Origin of the sequence: Priestia sp. 40, assembly GCF_049368575.1 — a bacterium.
Lineage (GTDB): Bacteria > Bacillota > Bacilli > Bacillales > Bacillaceae_H > Priestia > Priestia zanthoxyli.
In genome coordinates this window covers 35,453-50,044 of the sequence record NZ_JBMPZA010000029.1, presented here as the reverse complement: position 1 = coordinate 50,044, position 14,592 = coordinate 35,453, and the positions used below count along the sequence as shown (strand labels likewise).

Below are 14,592 nucleotides of genomic sequence, written 5' to 3'. Positions count from 1 at the left end.
AGATTGAAAAGTGATTAAAGAAAAAATCACTCAAATTAAAACCTATTTAAAAACCATACCTACGAATCAACAAGTTGCTGAGGATTTAGACTATTATACTTTTTTAGCTACATTAATTCCGGTTCCTGGATACCAACAAGCTGCTCTATTGGTTAACAAATTAGTTGCCAACCATAGCCTAAACTTATTAATCACTGAATTACGTAATAATATTTATCAAACTAATACACGCATATCTACACTCGAAAATGACGTAGAGAAAATTCAATCAATGGCTACTACTGTATCAGCCGTGTCAGCACTAGATGATAAAATTAATTTAATTATTGAACAAGCGCAACAAGAGCTACCTTCTGAATTTATTGTCGAAACAGAGAATTGGAGTACACAAACTATAATTAACCAAATCATTAATGGAGATTTTACATCAGTTTCGGCCAATAATAACAGCCATAATCGTTTACAAAATGTTGAAATCAATTCAAGACGAACCCATTTACGTGCTACAAATCATTCATCTAATTATTTACAGAGTACGGAATTTAAAGATTCTATAGGTACTGTTGGGATGAATGGGATTACACAACAAGGGGACATTCAGATTACGGGTGAATCGATAGGATTTAGTGAAGGGGGGACATTAATTTTTGGTAACCCAAATGAAGTAAAAGGAAAATGTCCTATATGTAAAAATACGATTGTTGGCGATAGGATTGAAATACAACGACATTCGCAAATTCAATGTCCAAAATGTAGGAATACGCTTAATATTATATTAAATTAACAATAATTTACGCTTAGGAATTTAAAAGATATAAACCCAAAGCATAATTAATAAAAAACACCCATCATACTTACTGTATGATGGGTGTTTTTTGATAAAAGGTAACTTAGTAATGAGAATAGCTTTATGCTAGGTTGAAATTGTTAGAAAGGTCATAAGTTAGTAACCTTGCCGCGGTACCTACATAGTATCTAAAAGCCATCTGCTTCGTTCATTAATCCAGTAGCTACTTCGGTAGTGTTACTGCGTTAATACAGGCTTTGTGTACGTATTGGAGCTAATTTAGAAATTTGTAATAAGGAAGTTAAGCCAGAGAAACGAAAGAGCGAGATGGTGCCTCCTCTTTGGAATTCTATACGTGATTTTGGGTAGGGCTTCAAAAGCCTCTCACTTTGCTAAAAAAAGCAAACAATAATGGTCGGCTGTTTTACATATAGTTATTTGTATGTAAAATATACTATACATACATATTGGGAGGGCTAGAAAATGAAGGTTGAACAAATAAAAGAGTGGATAGAACAAAATTTAATAATGCAAGATGAAGCACGGGCTATAACTGGCCAATCTGTAACGGCTTTTAATCAGTCAGTAGCTAATGGGAAAATAAAAGCTTTTATCGAATTTGGAGAGGCACGAAAAACACGATTATATTTAAGGGCAGATTTGGAAGAGTACGCTAAAAACAAAAGAAATAGAAAGTAATTTAAATATATATATATAACATATAATTATTTGCATGTTAATAATTATATGTTATATTTTATTTATAGAATAAAATTTCAATTTTAGGAGTTTTCAAAAATGAAAGTAAAAGGAAGTTATTATCGATCTGTTTTACGTCATTTCTTAAAATATCCTAGTGGGCAGTTGAAAAATATGAATGAAGATGAGTTTCAAGAGGAGTATGAAAAAATCGTCAGCAACTCGATTTGTATAGAGAGGTTTTAAAAACGCGTGATAAAAGCCTTTTTAAAGTATGCTATTGCTTCAAGAGATGAAAATTTTTTTATATATATTTCTGAATATTCAACAAATATTATATGGTAAATCTTTTTTTGAATTGACCAACGTGTAAAAGGTTTCATACTGATAAAAGTTTTACTACACATTTAGAATCTAAAATTGTAGTAAAACTCCAAAAAAAGGAGCTGGTTTTATGAAAGTAAAAACAACAGAGCCTGGGTATCTTGCAAAGCAAAAATCAAAAGGGAAAACTTATTTATTTATAAAAAAAACCTATCGTGAAGGAAAAAAGGTGAGAAGTAAATCTCTATACAGTTTCGGGTCCATGCCAGAAGCTCTTGAACGTCTTTATTGGCTTCGCGATCATCCAGACTGTTTCCCAAAGGATTTGGAGAAAAAAGGTTTTACACTTGCTCACATATATAAATGGGTGCTGGCCATTGAAATACGTCAAAAAGAAAGTGGAGCTCCATTTGATGTGTTTAATGGATGAGTTAAAAAAGAAGTTAGAATTAAAAGTTAAATTAAAAACACCTAATTTTAAAATTAGGTGTTTTTGGTACGTTGGAATTCATCGATTAGACGTCGATTATACAGCTGTTCTTATAAAAAAGCATGTAGTTTTTATATTATATATTAGTAAATGGTTTTAATGGTATATAGATGAGTATATTTATTAAGTTTTTAAGAGGTTATATAAAAGTTAAAGGCTTTATTTATGTACTCTAAAAAAATTTATTGTAGCATAGACGAAACTTTGATGAAACATTAACTGGAAAGCTTTAATATCAATGATAGCGCATATTTTTAGTATTTATATATCAAATATCAAAAAAATCATGTATTTTTTTATTTTTATCAATTTCAGTGTTTATTACCTTCATAACTTTCTTAATCGTCACTAGCTTTGGTGAATAATCTTTACTTTCGTTAACTAACTTATTTATGGTATTTCTATTTAAACCAGTCTTTTTTGCTAACCATGTAACACTAATCCCCTTAGATTCGAGGTACCTTCCCAATTTGGTTTTATAGGGTTTTCCTAAGCCGAAAAAATTCATTAGTAATCAACTAGCTCCCTCATTTTAGATTTTATGTATTAGCAGTATTTCCAAACTGCCTACAAAAATATACATAAATGATTATTTAAGTAGGCATAGTGGACAAGCATTGGCTCATAACATTTAATAAGACGTCAGAGCAAGACGTCACTGTAAACTAACATGAATGGAGCGAATTAAATGACAAAAGAATTAGCAATCTCGTTATTAAGTCGAAAAGACGTCTATTTAACGCTAGAGGGGAAACAGATGTTAGAGGTCATATTGAAAGATAAAAACGCGTATGAAGAAAAATAAGAAGTCGAAAAATCAAGTAGACACTTATCGACCAACTGTGCGGTATCATTCTATTTATCGTACATATGTAAATCATCTTTTTCAGGCTACCGAGTTAGACCGAAATCAAATTATGAGGTGTGCGCTTTTTACAGCAGCGCACAACCCTATTTTCTTAGCACTAATGAAAAAGTATAAAATGAGTGACGTCCCTCTTCCCTCCTCTCCATGGAAATCTTCTTCCCACCAGTTATGGATGGAGCAAGAGCCTATTATTGAAGAGAAAGGAGGAAGTGAATGTGATAACAGTGAGCGAAAAGGAGCGTCTTCAAATGCTCCTACACTATTTGGAACATCAACAAATAGTAGAGCAATATCAGAAACAATTATTCAACCCAAACAGCAGCTTTTTATCAATGAAGAACAAACAGAGTCTAAGAGACGTCAGCAACCGATTGAGAGACGAACAAGGACGTTTCCTGCCATACAATTATCAAACAACGGAGGAATACGACTTGATCTTAGATGAAGAGGTTCAGCAGCAGCGTAAGCTTAAAATAGAACCAATTCAAGGTTCTTATAATAGCTATTTGGTGGATGAAAAGGGAAAAAGAGATTGGGGAGGGAATATCTTTTTAGCTTGTTTAGCAACAATTTTGGCTATTGCTTTTTTTTCCTGACGTCTTTTTAGAATAATGTCGATATTTTGGCCATAAACATATAGCATGAATATAGTTAAGACCGCCTTATACACTAGGGGTAATGGGCGGTCTTTGTTCAAGGTATTCATATTTTTATAGAAAAAAGCCTTGTCCTTAGAAGGACAAGGCTTTTTTGTTGCACACAATGAGATAAAATCATTCCATTGTATTGCTTCTTACCAATTATAAAAATTATTTTATTACTTTAAAAGTAAAGGTTACTGAAAAACAATTGTATGTGTTTGAATACTCACTTCTACAATTTCACTTACCTAATAATCGTTGTAACCAACCTTTCTTAGTAGGTTGGTCTTCAGTCTGACTCACTGCAGTAAGCTTTTTACCTTCTAGCATCTCACGCATAGCAGCAGTAAGGTTTTCATTTCTTTCTTGTAAGGTATGTTCTATATAAGCATTTTGCTTAGTTAGCTGTTCTGCTAAGTTTGTAAGTACTTCGTCCCGTTGTTTATCACGTTCTTCTAACTGATCAAGACGTTCTCTCATCCTTCTCATTTCATCAGCTAATATGGAATCAGCCCTTATTTCTGGAACTGGTTTGAATGCTTCTCCTCCAGTATCAAGGTATAAAGCTATCTCTTTAAGTGTATACTCTTGATCTCGGTTTAGATGTTTTATTAATTGAAATCTTTCTAAACCATCTTTTTTAAAAATACGATATCCATTTTTCTTTTTTGTGAAAGGAATATAGCCTTCAAGTTCTTTTAACCAGTTACGTATGGTATGTGACTCTTCATCTAAAATCTCTGCTATATCTTTTATAATGTATTCACGTTCTTCTGTTTGCTCTTCAACAGCTTGATTTTTAACTTGATTATCGTCAGTACTCATGTTTTTACCTCTCTTCCTATCAATATAGCTATTAAACTTATGTAAACTTGATTATCAGCACTATAAAAGTTAGAACCTAATTTAAAAGTTATAGAGAACTATTATGTAATCAGCATAATATATCCTCTTTTTAAATTCAAAATTTTTTATTTGTTTCTTTGTAAAGATAGTTACTTTAAATGTTAGTACATATGTTAAAAGGTTTAAAGTGCCTATAATATACTTTGAAACTAGTGTTGAATGAGTAAAAAAACACATTAGTTTAACTTTAGTTTAACTTAATGTTTGGATTTTAATCTTTCTTTGTAATTAAATTAACTAGTTGAACTTGAAGGGTGATTATTATATTATACATGTTATTATAGAGGTTTGTAAGTTCAACTTAAAAGATATAAACCTATGTACACAAGGACTTATATAATTTTTAATTGAACTTTAGGTTAACTAATATAATCTTATCTTAATTATAACCTAATTCTTTAAGGTATAATAAAATTCAATATACTTAAAAATAAAGTATCGTACTTTAAAAACGACAAAACGCGTAGAATCTTTTAAGATTCTACGCGTTTTGAACACAGACTACAGCATTAAAGGTGTATTTCTGTAACATAATACTCGATAAATAATACGCCAGTATTATAACATATTTTAAGGGAACAAGGCATTAAAAATCAGCGTAAGAGATAATAGTTTGCATGATTAGTTGTCAGATAATTTAGAATAAAATGGTTATGTTTTTTTATTTTATACTTGTAAAGTGGTTAAGTTTAGCAGTATCATAGAAGTACAACTAAATGAACGGAAAAAAAGCAAAAAGCTCAAGCGATTAGAATCGGACGGCAATCCTATCTAATCGTTCACCGTAACGACACTACGGTAAACTGCTGCTCAAGCTTTTCACTCAATGTACGTATTCAACGTACATAATGTATTTTCCTACTTGGAATTTTACTACAAGTAGAAAATATAATCAAGATATTATGAGTGATTAATTTGAACAGGTAACGCTAAATTTATAGGGTTTCTCTCTATGTAAAAGCGTCGTTTACCACTTAACGGTAAACGACGCTTTTTGTGTTTCCGAATAAATGGAGGGACACATGTAATGAGAAACCTTGCGCAACAAATCTACGGGAACCAGTTGACGGAATATTCAAAAAAACAAACACAAAAGCAAAAAAACGGTTACAGTAGCCGTTTAGGGTGGGTTTTTGTATCAAAAGACTTTACGAAAGAGACAACAAAAGCTGTTCGTACATATGGTTCGTTATTTAATGTCAGCAAAGACTATACATACTTTACGCCCAATACATTTTATCGAAACGATCTACGTCGTCTAAGTACGCTACGTTGGATCAATGCGATGTCGATTGATATTGATGCAAAGAACGGTGAGAACGAGGGGATGACTCTTCCAGATGTACAAGAGTTAATTACAGAAGCAGGGCTTCCAACGCCTTCTTTAATCATTCAAACGCCTTCTAAAGGGTTTCATGTTCACTGGTTTTTAGATAAGTCAAAACGTGCTTCGGACAAGTTGAATGCACATTATAGTCGTATTCAAACGTGTATTGCTGAGATGTTAAAAGGAGACATAAATGCGATTGGTCCAGAGCGACTATTCCGTTTACCGACGGAGGAGAATACGGTCTTTCATTCACAAGAGCACGTATCGTTTGATGACCTATGTGAATGGTTCCAACTGGTTCAGGAACAAGAGCAACAAGACGTACATACATACAAAAAAGGCTTTTGCAAAGGCTATGAATCTCTTTTAAAACATCCTGCTGTTCAAAAGATCCTAGAAGGTGTAAATGAAGGCCAACGTGATACGGCTTGCTACACACTTGCGCTTGCTTATAAGGCAGCTGGATACGATGAAAAGACAGCAGAAGGATACTTACATAACTGGAATCAAAAAAATACGCCTCAAATGCGTCAAATTGAGGTTAAACGTAAGGTTAAGAGTGCCTATAATGGCCGTTTCCATGCTCCATCAGCGAAAAAAATTCGTGAGTTATCGGGCATGTTATTTAGCTATGTGGTTTGGGAAGAAGCGAAACCGCGTGAAGAACGTACATACAGTCATATCGAGGAGTGGGAAGGGGACGTATTAGCATTCATCCGTGCGCAAGGAGGACAAGTCTCAGGATCACAGCGTGATATTTCGGATCAAATCACTTCGAGTGTGGATGCTGATAAGAAAATTCCTTATGCAACGTTCAAAAAAGTAATTGCTAGATTGGAAGAGCAAGAAATCCTTTCGAAAAAGGTCTCTGGCAAAGGAAGAGGGGCTTCAACAGAGTTATGTATCATTGACGAAGTAAAGGCCCATAGAACGCAATCTGAAGCCTCAAAAAAAGAGCAAGACCCTGCTCCTAAAAATAATGGGCTCAATTCAAATACAATTAAAGATACGGTGGTGGGTGGGACGGCTCTATCGCTTTCTCCGGGTATGGAGGTTGCTCGTTCTTCTGAACATAGTACCTTAAATTTACCTCCTACGTATTCTACTAGTCTACAGCCGGCACCTACTCCTAGGAATGTTCCTTCCGCCTTTACTAGTGCATTGTTTAACAGGGGTTTTACGGATGGTCGTTTTATTTTCCGGGCTTGGGGGAAAGTTCAGTTAGCCTTTAAAGAGTTTGGTATTTCTTATCGTTCTATTTCGTCTACTCCGCATTATGTACGCTTATCGGTGGAGGCTGTGGGCTTAACGGTTCAGAAAAAGGGTTCTGTCCTTGCCGGGGATTTCCAAGGGGAAGATGCTTTCTTTAAGTACCTGTTTGGGGTCATGAAGGGTCTGTTTAAGAAGCATCGATCTGCTCAACTGACTCAATTTGTGGAAGAGATCGAGCTTGTAAGTGACGTCATATTGTCTCATGTAGGTATGGAGTTAGAAGAGACATTAAAGAAAAAGCATGTAGTGGATCGAAAGCTGCAAGTTGCTAAATTAAGAGAGTTGGAACGTGAAGAATCAGCTCGCCAAAGACGCAAGCATTATACAAATCATGCTGCTTTTGATCTTACTTCGAGTCTAAATCAATTCAAACTTTTTATGAAAACAGATGATTAATGTTCATAAAAAAAGCATCAAGAAAAGATCTAAAATCCTTTCTTGATGCGACTCACGAACGTAACTATTCTCCTTACAGAATAATCACTGTCATTGTATAAAAATGATTCACAAAAGGCAATTGCAACCTCAATTTTGGCGATGTCTGATTAAAGCTTGAAGTGGTACATGACTTAGTATGATAGCTCATACATGATTGAATAAATATTTGCATGTTTTACAACAAATATGCATTAGGATGAAAGTAATAAAAATAGGAGGTTTTATTACAGTTCTGTTAAAAAATGTGACCTTAAAGGGCTATGTAGTAAAACTTCTACTAGGTATTAGGTTGTTTTCTTTGGAAATCCCTTGAAGCACATGTGGCGAAGGAATATCATGGAAGTAAGCAATAAACATCCTACTTTTTTCAAGATACTTTCCTTGAGGTAACATTGATTACGTTAGTAATCATGTACCGATAGGAGAAGTCCTACTAGTACTCCTATTTTTATTTGTATCCGTTATTCGTATCGGCGGCGGGCGCACCTAGCGTCAACCCAACATGGCCTTACACATGCTGGTAACCATACGAATCGATACACTTCACCCTAGAAACGTACTTCACGACAACTCGGAACCTAACACCCTATGAACCTCGTTCCTCGAAAACTTCATAGCTCTTTTCCTTCCTCTCTTCGCAAGGAGGGGAAACAAAATGCAACAAAAACCAACTAAAAAACAATCCACCATCTTTGACGATATCCTGGATCAGCTGATTGAACATCCACGGCAGGGGGGAGCGATTGCTGTTCTTGGTTTGGCTGGCGCTGGCATTTGGAAGAAAGAATGGCTTTTGTCTCTTTTGCCATACCGTCCAGAAATTATTCAGCATTGGCTCACGTTCTTTATTCATGGTGTTCAATTACTACTAGCCTTACTGTTGTTATTTCTCGTGATTCGGTGGATATGTGCTGTCTTTCGCATTCAACGACAGTTTGAGTATGTTCAATTGCTGCCACATGCAGATGACGGTGTGTCGAAAGAAATGTTAGGGCAATTAATGAGACGCATCCACGGAACAAAGCGTAGGTGGATTGAAAGGCTCTTTCTTGGAAAGGAACGCTTTTCATTTCTCATCCACCACGTAGTAGATGAATCTGCAGGTATTCAATATCGTTTCTATATGGGAGCTGAAAAGAATCAGTTAGAAGCCATTAAATCCAATTTTCAGAGTGTCTATCCAAATTTAACGTTCTTTCCGGCAGATGATCTAGAATTTCCAGAAAAGAAGGCCGTGGGTGGACGATTGAAACTGAAAAGCAATAATTTGAAAAAGTCACTTCCTCTTTCACGGTATAAGTCAGATCAACTACCCGGTATCATTTCGCATATGAAGCCTGGTACGTGGTTACAAGTAGGGTTTACCCCTAATGATGGGTGGAAACTTCGAAAAGCGATTCAGAAGCTTGAAAAGGACTTAAAAGGGGATAGACCTCTCAGAGATCAGTCTGCATTTGATAAAGAGGAATTAGTAGGCTTAAAACATCGTTATTCAGGAAATGAAGTAGCCTTTGACTGTACAGTGTCCATGGCTTCGGAGTACTATCCTGGTGTACCCGTTGTGAAAAGTATGGCCAACGCGATTAATTCTGTTTTGCATCATGTGAATGAGTTGAAGTACAAGAAGTGGAAAAAGGCGGTTCAATGGTATCCCACTATGAGCCCGTATCGTATGACATGGACGGGTGGGGAACTTGCGAATCTTCTTCATTTACCACACTTTGATGAACGAACCATTATGCAAAAGCTTGCAAAAGAGGTCCCACATTCGAAACGTGGGGAAGAACTTCTTCCAGACCATCTTTTGAGTCATGAAGAGGGGTCTGTCAATTTCGGTGTACAATATCATCCGTTTGTGAAAGATCGGACGATCAGAATTCTAATGAGTGTTCTTCAGAAGCATTGGTCCTTACTTGGTGTGACGGGTTCGGGGAAATCAACTCTACTCAACAATGTGTTGATGAGTTATGTTCATCAATTCATTAAGCAAGGAATGGAAAACAAAACATCACCTGGTTTCTCGTTTGGTGATCCTGCCAGAAACACGGCCATGATTTTATTAAATCAAATGTTGAAAGCTGAATATGATGGGGCGACGATTAACTGGGATAAAGTTCATTGGATTTCTTTTAAAGATACGGAATATCCACCAGCTTTAAACTTGCTTCATCGTTTTCCAGGTGAATCACCTGAACGAGTCACACAAATTGTCATGCGGATTATCGGTGAAAACTTCCAAGTGGCGAAACAAACGGAGCGTCTTTTAGTGAACTGTATTAAAACGCTTGTATTGGACGTAGAAGGTCAACATACGATTTTGGGTGTAAAACCATTAGTCAATGATTTTACGTTCAGAAAACGCATTTTAAACCGTTTAGAGGATAATGTTGAAGCGTATGACGTATTAGATTTTTGGAAGAATGAAGCAGAAGATTTAATTGATGCTAGTCGCATTGCCTTATTTAATCGCTTAGATACCTTCTCAGCCAATCCATTACTACGTCGGATGTTTGGCCAAAAAGAATTTACTCTCCCTATCCGTGAATGGATGGACCAAGGTCATATTATCTTTTATGACTTTAGTGGATTAAGCGAAGAAGAAACAGGGTTAATTGGCGGGTTTCTCACCTACTTGTATTATCGAGTGGCGGATACAAGAACGCCTAATCCTTTAATGCATCAGTTCGTGTTTGATGAAGCTGCCAGGCTTGAGAAAATGACGATTCTGCCTCGTATAATTGCGGAACAACGCCAAAAAGGCTTGTCGCTAGGAATTGGTACACAGTCTATGCATCAACTGGACCAAGAGCTCAAAAATGCTTTAACAGAAGTTCAAGGAAATTTCTTTGTTTGTCGACAAGGGGCTGAAGGTGCAGCTGCAGCGAGTAAAATGTTTAGTGTTCAAGGCACCAAAAAAGATCAGCCTCTTTTTTCGGAATCATATTTTCGAAATTTGCCTGACTTAGTAACGGTCATTCGTACGCAGGATAATGTAAATGGTGTGGATGAAATTGTGCAATGTGTGGCCAAGTTACCTCCGTTAGATCGGTATATGCCGAATGGAAAAAAAGCACGATACAAACATGCAACGGAAGAAGCGAAGGCGGATGCTTGGACAAAAGCCAAAGTAAACGAGTTATCATCAAAAAATGGCCATCATCAATCTGAAGTTGATGTTATGATTCGGGCTTATTTACAAGGTGAAACGTATGAGCCAAAACAAGTGAAGAAATTACAGCCTAAGAAACCAAAGGCTCCGTTACAAGCGCAGCCAGAGGCGCCGGTTTCCTTAGAAAAGAAAACGCATTCAAATGTTGAGCTATCGAAAAGCATCACTGCAGAATCGGTTGGTGAAGTTGAACCAAGTCCAAAAGAAGGCGTAAAGCAAGAGAATGAACATGAAAAAGATTCTTTTGCAACGATTACTCTTTCAAAAAAACAGAGAAAACAGCCAGAACAGCAACAACCAGTAGTCCATACGCCTTTCAAGCCGATGCTTACCCTGTCATGGGAGAGTTCTATTCATAAAGAAGAAGCACAGGGAATGAAGGAAACGGCGGCAGCTATAGAGCCTGTTTCAGAGGAGAAAGAACAAGTTCTAGAAAAGGATTCTACATCGATGGAACCTGCTGTGACACTTTCCAAGACAAAGACAGAAGATTTACCAATAGAGCCACAGCCCATTGTGTCACTACCAAAGAAAAAACCTTCAGAAAAGAATGAGTAGAGATGGCAGGAAAAGAGTGGAGTAAGCGTTTTACTATAAGCAGAGATAGAAAAATAGGTTAATGGCTCACGAACGTAACGTTTCTCTTACAGACAAAGGAGAGAGGGGAAACAACATGAAAAAATATATCACCCTGAATGAACAAGACACAGATTTATTGATTAAGTTACATGACTTCATCTACATTGATTCAAACTTTATTGTGGATCATATTTTAACGAATTACGCAGACCGAAAATACGTGATGCAGCGCTTGCGATTGCTGGAAGAATCCAAGTACCTTAAGAGCTTTACCGTTCCCATGCCAGGCTATGAAAAGCCAGGGAATCTATATACACTGGATGCGTTTGGCGTAGAGAACGTACAGGAATTGCAAGGGTTCTCGAAATGGCAGAAAAAATGGTCAACAGACGTACCTGCCTGGTACCAACATCAATTAATGTTAAATCGTTTAGTTTTATCCTACAGAAAACAAGCAGAAGAAGTAGGGCTAGCTGTTAAGGAATGGATTCCAGAAGCAAGAGGGACCTTCCAATATGGAAAGAGCAAGTCAGAGGTGATCAAACCCGACGGCGTATTGGTTGTTGGGGAAGCAGATAGCGAGCAAAATATTGGCTTGTTTATTGAACTGGAACGCAGTGTAGCCAAACGACAAAATACTATTCAAAAGATACAAAGGTATAACGACTTTTTGAAACGTGGAAAAGAAACGCTCGAAAAGTATGATCTTTATGTTGGCTTTGAAGAACCTGTTTTAGATTGGCGAGTCTTGTTTGTCGCTGGAAACCAAACAAACACGAAAAAGACCATGCGTGATATCTTAAGCATTCCAAGTCAAGAACGGTCACATATCAAGATTCCCGTTTTGACAGCAAACATTGAAGACGTACAAAAAGATGCCTTTGGAGATATTTATCACTATATATTCAGTGAATCAATAGAGGTAAAAAGAGGGTTGTAAGGAGGGGACGTCTAGTGGTTCGTAGTTTATTTAAAACCCTTCTATACATTGCTGGAATTTGTCTCGTAGGAAGTTTCATCCTACGGACATTCCCAGAAGCGAACGTACTTTGGGAGACAGGGAAAGAACAGTTTTCGGTTTTCTATAACCAAAGTGTAGCAAGTTATGGCGTGACAGGTACACTCATCATCATAGCGATTGTAGCCTTCTTGTTCTTTGGTAAAAAGTAAGGAGGAATGACGATGAAGAAATGGCAGAAGAAAAAGAAGTCTGCTTCTACTGACCCTTCACAGGTGCCAAAAGAAAAAGGAAAAGAAAAAGTCGGTTCATCCAAGAAGTATATGCCGAACTTACTGAAGAGGGATGAAAAAGAGAAGCAACAGGAACAACGGATGATTAAGCGAGCAACCATGAAACGCTCAACAGCAGCCATTATAGGAAGAGCTGTCATGGTTCTAAGTCTAGTCATTATAGCTTTAGGCGTCTTTAGTGCCTTTCGCCACAACTTGGCCATTAGTGATCTAGAAGATAAAGTGTCAGCTCAACAACAAGGTACGAGTGAAGATAAAAGTCAAAATAATCAAAATATTAAAGCTGTCGAGTACTTCACTACTCAGTTTATGCGTCAGTACACCAGTATTGAGCCAGGAGAGGATAAACAGAAAGCAAGGGAAGATGCGCTGCAGAGCTTTTTAGCAACCGGTCTAGATAAAGACGCTGGAATTGATTATGCCAATCTCCCTGGAAGCCAGCGTTATGAAAGTAGTGACGCCGTTTCTATTAAACAAAAAGATGCCCACATCTCAGATGTATCCATAAAAGTTCAGGTCACAGCAACAAAAGAAGTGGAGAAGAAATCGAAAGACAAAGATGGAAAAGAGAAAGTAGAGAAAACGAAAGAAGAGAAGCCGGCTACCGTTTACTATCTAGTGAGAGTCTACGAAGGCAAAAACGGTTATAGTGTCATTGATCTGCCACAACCGTATATGCCAAAAGAAAATCAACGCGTCACGGTTTCTGAGAATGAACAAAACAAAAATACGGATTCAGTTGTCAATCATGAGGTTCAAAGCTTTCTAGAATCGTTCTTCAAAACCTATACAGCAAAAGATCGAAGTGATGAAACCAAATTCTTCTTTAAAGATTCGAAAAAAGCGCAGTCTTTAAATGGATTAATGAACTACAAATCTTTAAATAAGGTATCGGTCTATGAAGAGAAGTCTTCTAAAGGAAGGTACATTGTCAGATGTTCAGTCAAGTTAGAACAGCCGACTACAGGTATTCAAAGTAATCATAGCTATGAATTTAATGTCCAAACGGATGGACAAGACAAGTTTGAAATTTTAAACATGAAACCTGTCTCATATGACATTCAATAAGTAAACCATTGGAGGGATTCAGTATGCTTACAAGCTTCTTACACACATTTATGCTAGGTGACATTAATTTGCAAGGCGTTAGTAGTCAAGGGGATACCAATGTAATGGGTGTTTTACAAACTGTGTTTATCTGGGTGGTGCTATTTGCGATCATCGGTTCGTTGGTCATGAAAAAATATCGTGGGGCCCTTATGGTTGTTGTGTTCGGTGGGGTAATTGGTGTTTTCATCTATGGTCCAAGTAACATCGTTTCGTTAGGTGATTCCCTTTTAAAATTCTTTGGTCTTTCAACCTAAGGAGGTCTATGCATGAGACGTGTTACTGGGTATTGTACAAACAAAATTTTTGCCATTCCAAATATCGTAAGAGGGCTAGCTGGGGGAAGGGAAAGCATTTCGCTTCCCTTTTCTGTTACCGTTACTCAAATCATCGTGATATTTATATTTTTTCTTCTTAGTCTTCTTCTCGTTGTTCCTTTAACCCCTCTGATTCCTAATAAAATTGCACGCGTCATTGTTGTTTGTATGGCGGCGCCCATGTTCTTTGGTTATCTTGTTGGCTCTCAGACAAGAGAGAATATGAACATTATTCGCTATTGGCAAGTAAAGTTTAAAACGTTCATGGAGCCAAAGGAGCTCTTTCGATTTGAAGAAGTGGAGCAAGCCAAAAAAATCACATATAAGCGCAAGATTCCTATTTATCGAAAATGATGTAAGGAGTGGTGATAGAGATGGATATCCAAAATGATATTATAGCTGTTTGGCAAAACA

Annotated in this window: 15 protein-coding genes; 13 read left to right on the top strand and 2 right to left on the bottom strand. The window is 36.7% G+C overall.

Annotated features, from left to right (window positions below):
• Window positions 1–10 precede the first annotated feature (10 nt).
• From ACO1DI_RS28505 to ACO1DI_RS28490, 4 genes are all read left to right on the top strand, one after another.
• Window positions 11–784, top strand: coding sequence for a hypothetical protein (locus tag ACO1DI_RS28505; RefSeq protein WP_423145828.1), 774 nt, complete (start codon window positions 11–13; stop codon window positions 782–784).
• Between the two features lie 486 nt (window positions 785–1,270).
• Window positions 1,271–1,486 carry a hypothetical protein gene (locus ACO1DI_RS28500; RefSeq protein ID WP_423145827.1) on the top strand — a complete coding sequence of 72 codons (216 nt, stop codon included), beginning with the start codon at window positions 1,271–1,273 and terminating at the stop codon, window positions 1,484–1,486.
• Between the two features lie 99 nt (window positions 1,487–1,585).
• A complete protein-coding gene (locus tag ACO1DI_RS28495) occupies window positions 1,586–1,732 on the top strand; it encodes a hypothetical protein (protein ID WP_423145826.1) in 147 nt (48 codons plus the stop codon).
• Window positions 1,733–1,940: 208 nt separating this feature from the next.
• Entirely contained in the window at window positions 1,941–2,240 is a 300-nt protein-coding gene (locus tag ACO1DI_RS28490) for a hypothetical protein (RefSeq protein WP_325076138.1), read from the top strand.
• Window positions 2,241–2,568: 328 nt separating this feature from the next.
• Here ACO1DI_RS28490 and ACO1DI_RS28485 read toward each other — a convergent pair whose 3' ends face one another.
• Window positions 2,569–2,808 carry a helix-turn-helix transcriptional regulator gene (locus ACO1DI_RS28485; RefSeq protein ID WP_412036067.1) on the bottom strand — a complete coding sequence of 80 codons (240 nt, stop codon included), beginning with the start codon at window positions 2,806–2,808 and terminating at the stop codon, window positions 2,569–2,571.
• Between the two features lie 283 nt (window positions 2,809–3,091).
• Here ACO1DI_RS28485 and ACO1DI_RS28480 point away from each other — a divergent pair, with 283 nt between their 5' ends.
• Window positions 3,092–3,613 (top strand): hypothetical protein, encoded by a 522-nt coding sequence (locus ACO1DI_RS28480; protein ID WP_423145825.1) that lies wholly within the window; start codon window positions 3,092–3,094, stop codon window positions 3,611–3,613.
• Complete coding sequence (locus ACO1DI_RS28475) at window positions 3,600–3,764, top strand: hypothetical protein (protein WP_423145824.1); 165 nt, start codon at window positions 3,600–3,602, stop codon at window positions 3,762–3,764. The genes ACO1DI_RS28480 and ACO1DI_RS28475 overlap by 14 nt, the downstream gene beginning before the upstream one ends.
• Window positions 3,765–4,049: 285 nt before the next feature.
• Here the strand turns inward: ACO1DI_RS28475 and ACO1DI_RS28470 are convergent, their stop codons facing one another.
• A complete protein-coding gene (locus ACO1DI_RS28470) occupies window positions 4,050–4,634 on the bottom strand; it encodes a helix-turn-helix domain-containing protein (protein WP_423145823.1) in 585 nt (194 codons plus the stop codon).
• Between the two features lie 1,108 nt (window positions 4,635–5,742).
• On the opposite strand from ACO1DI_RS28470, the gene ACO1DI_RS28465 reads away from it, so the two are divergent.
• The 7 genes from ACO1DI_RS28465 (at window position 5,743) to ACO1DI_RS28435 (ending at window position 14,532) form a co-directional block, all read left to right on the top strand.
• On the top strand, window positions 5,743–7,713 hold the full coding sequence (locus ACO1DI_RS28465) for a primase C-terminal domain-containing protein (RefSeq protein ID WP_423145822.1): 1,971 nt from the start codon (window positions 5,743–5,745) through the stop codon (window positions 7,711–7,713).
• 697 nt (window positions 7,714–8,410) lie between these two features.
• A complete protein-coding gene (locus ACO1DI_RS28460; protein ID WP_423145821.1) occupies window positions 8,411–11,482 on the top strand; it encodes a TraM recognition domain-containing protein in 3,072 nt (1,023 codons plus the stop codon).
• Between the two features lie 115 nt (window positions 11,483–11,597).
• Window positions 11,598–12,443, top strand: coding sequence for a replication-relaxation family protein (locus tag ACO1DI_RS28455; RefSeq protein ID WP_048407643.1), 846 nt, complete (start codon window positions 11,598–11,600; stop codon window positions 12,441–12,443).
• A 14-nt stretch (window positions 12,444–12,457) separates the two neighbouring features.
• Window positions 12,458–12,673: a hypothetical protein gene (locus tag ACO1DI_RS28450; RefSeq protein WP_025753473.1), complete on the top strand. Its 216-nt coding sequence runs from the start codon at window positions 12,458–12,460 to the stop codon at window positions 12,671–12,673.
• 12 nt (window positions 12,674–12,685) lie between these two features.
• On the top strand, window positions 12,686–13,822 hold the full coding sequence (locus ACO1DI_RS28445; protein WP_423145820.1) for a conjugal transfer protein: 1,137 nt from the start codon (window positions 12,686–12,688) through the stop codon (window positions 13,820–13,822).
• A 23-nt stretch (window positions 13,823–13,845) separates the two neighbouring features.
• Complete coding sequence (locus tag ACO1DI_RS28440; RefSeq protein ID WP_025753475.1) at window positions 13,846–14,118, top strand: hypothetical protein; 273 nt, start codon at window positions 13,846–13,848, stop codon at window positions 14,116–14,118.
• 12 nt (window positions 14,119–14,130) lie between these two features.
• The gene (locus ACO1DI_RS28435) at window positions 14,131–14,532 is read left to right on the top strand and encodes a hypothetical protein (RefSeq protein WP_155008765.1); all 402 of its coding nucleotides are present in this window, start codon (window positions 14,131–14,133) and stop codon (window positions 14,530–14,532) included.
• The last annotated feature ends 60 nt before the right edge of the window (window positions 14,533–14,592 follow it).

What these genes read in the sequence shown, in the direction of transcription:
- ACO1DI_RS28500 (WP_423145827.1), top strand. Translation starts at nt 1,271, where the DNA reads ATGAAGGTTGAACAAATAAAAGAGTGGATAGAACAAAATTTAATAATG.
- ACO1DI_RS28495 (WP_423145826.1), top strand. Translation starts at nt 1,586, where the DNA reads ATGAAAGTAAAAGGAAGTTATTATCGATCTGTTTTACGTCATTTCTTA.
- ACO1DI_RS28490 (WP_325076138.1), top strand. Translation starts at nt 1,941, where the DNA reads ATGAAAGTAAAAACAACAGAGCCTGGGTATCTTGCAAAGCAAAAATCA.
- ACO1DI_RS28485 (WP_412036067.1), bottom strand. Translation starts at nt 2,808, where the DNA reads ATGAATTTTTTCGGCTTAGGAAAACCCTATAAAACCAAATTGGGAAGG.
- ACO1DI_RS28480 (WP_423145825.1), top strand. Translation starts at nt 3,092, where the DNA reads ATGAAGAAAAATAAGAAGTCGAAAAATCAAGTAGACACTTATCGACCA.
- ACO1DI_RS28470 (WP_423145823.1), bottom strand. Translation starts at nt 4,634, where the DNA reads ATGAGTACTGACGATAATCAAGTTAAAAATCAAGCTGTTGAAGAGCAA.
- ACO1DI_RS28465 (WP_423145822.1), top strand. Translation starts at nt 5,743, where the DNA reads ATGAGAAACCTTGCGCAACAAATCTACGGGAACCAGTTGACGGAATAT.
- ACO1DI_RS28460 (WP_423145821.1), top strand. Translation starts at nt 8,411, where the DNA reads ATGCAACAAAAACCAACTAAAAAACAATCCACCATCTTTGACGATATC.
- ACO1DI_RS28455 (WP_048407643.1), top strand. Translation starts at nt 11,598, where the DNA reads ATGAAAAAATATATCACCCTGAATGAACAAGACACAGATTTATTGATT.
- ACO1DI_RS28445 (WP_423145820.1), top strand. Translation starts at nt 12,686, where the DNA reads ATGAAGAAATGGCAGAAGAAAAAGAAGTCTGCTTCTACTGACCCTTCA.
- ACO1DI_RS28440 (WP_025753475.1), top strand. Translation starts at nt 13,846, where the DNA reads ATGCTTACAAGCTTCTTACACACATTTATGCTAGGTGACATTAATTTG.
- ACO1DI_RS28435 (WP_155008765.1), top strand. Translation starts at nt 14,131, where the DNA reads ATGAGACGTGTTACTGGGTATTGTACAAACAAAATTTTTGCCATTCCA.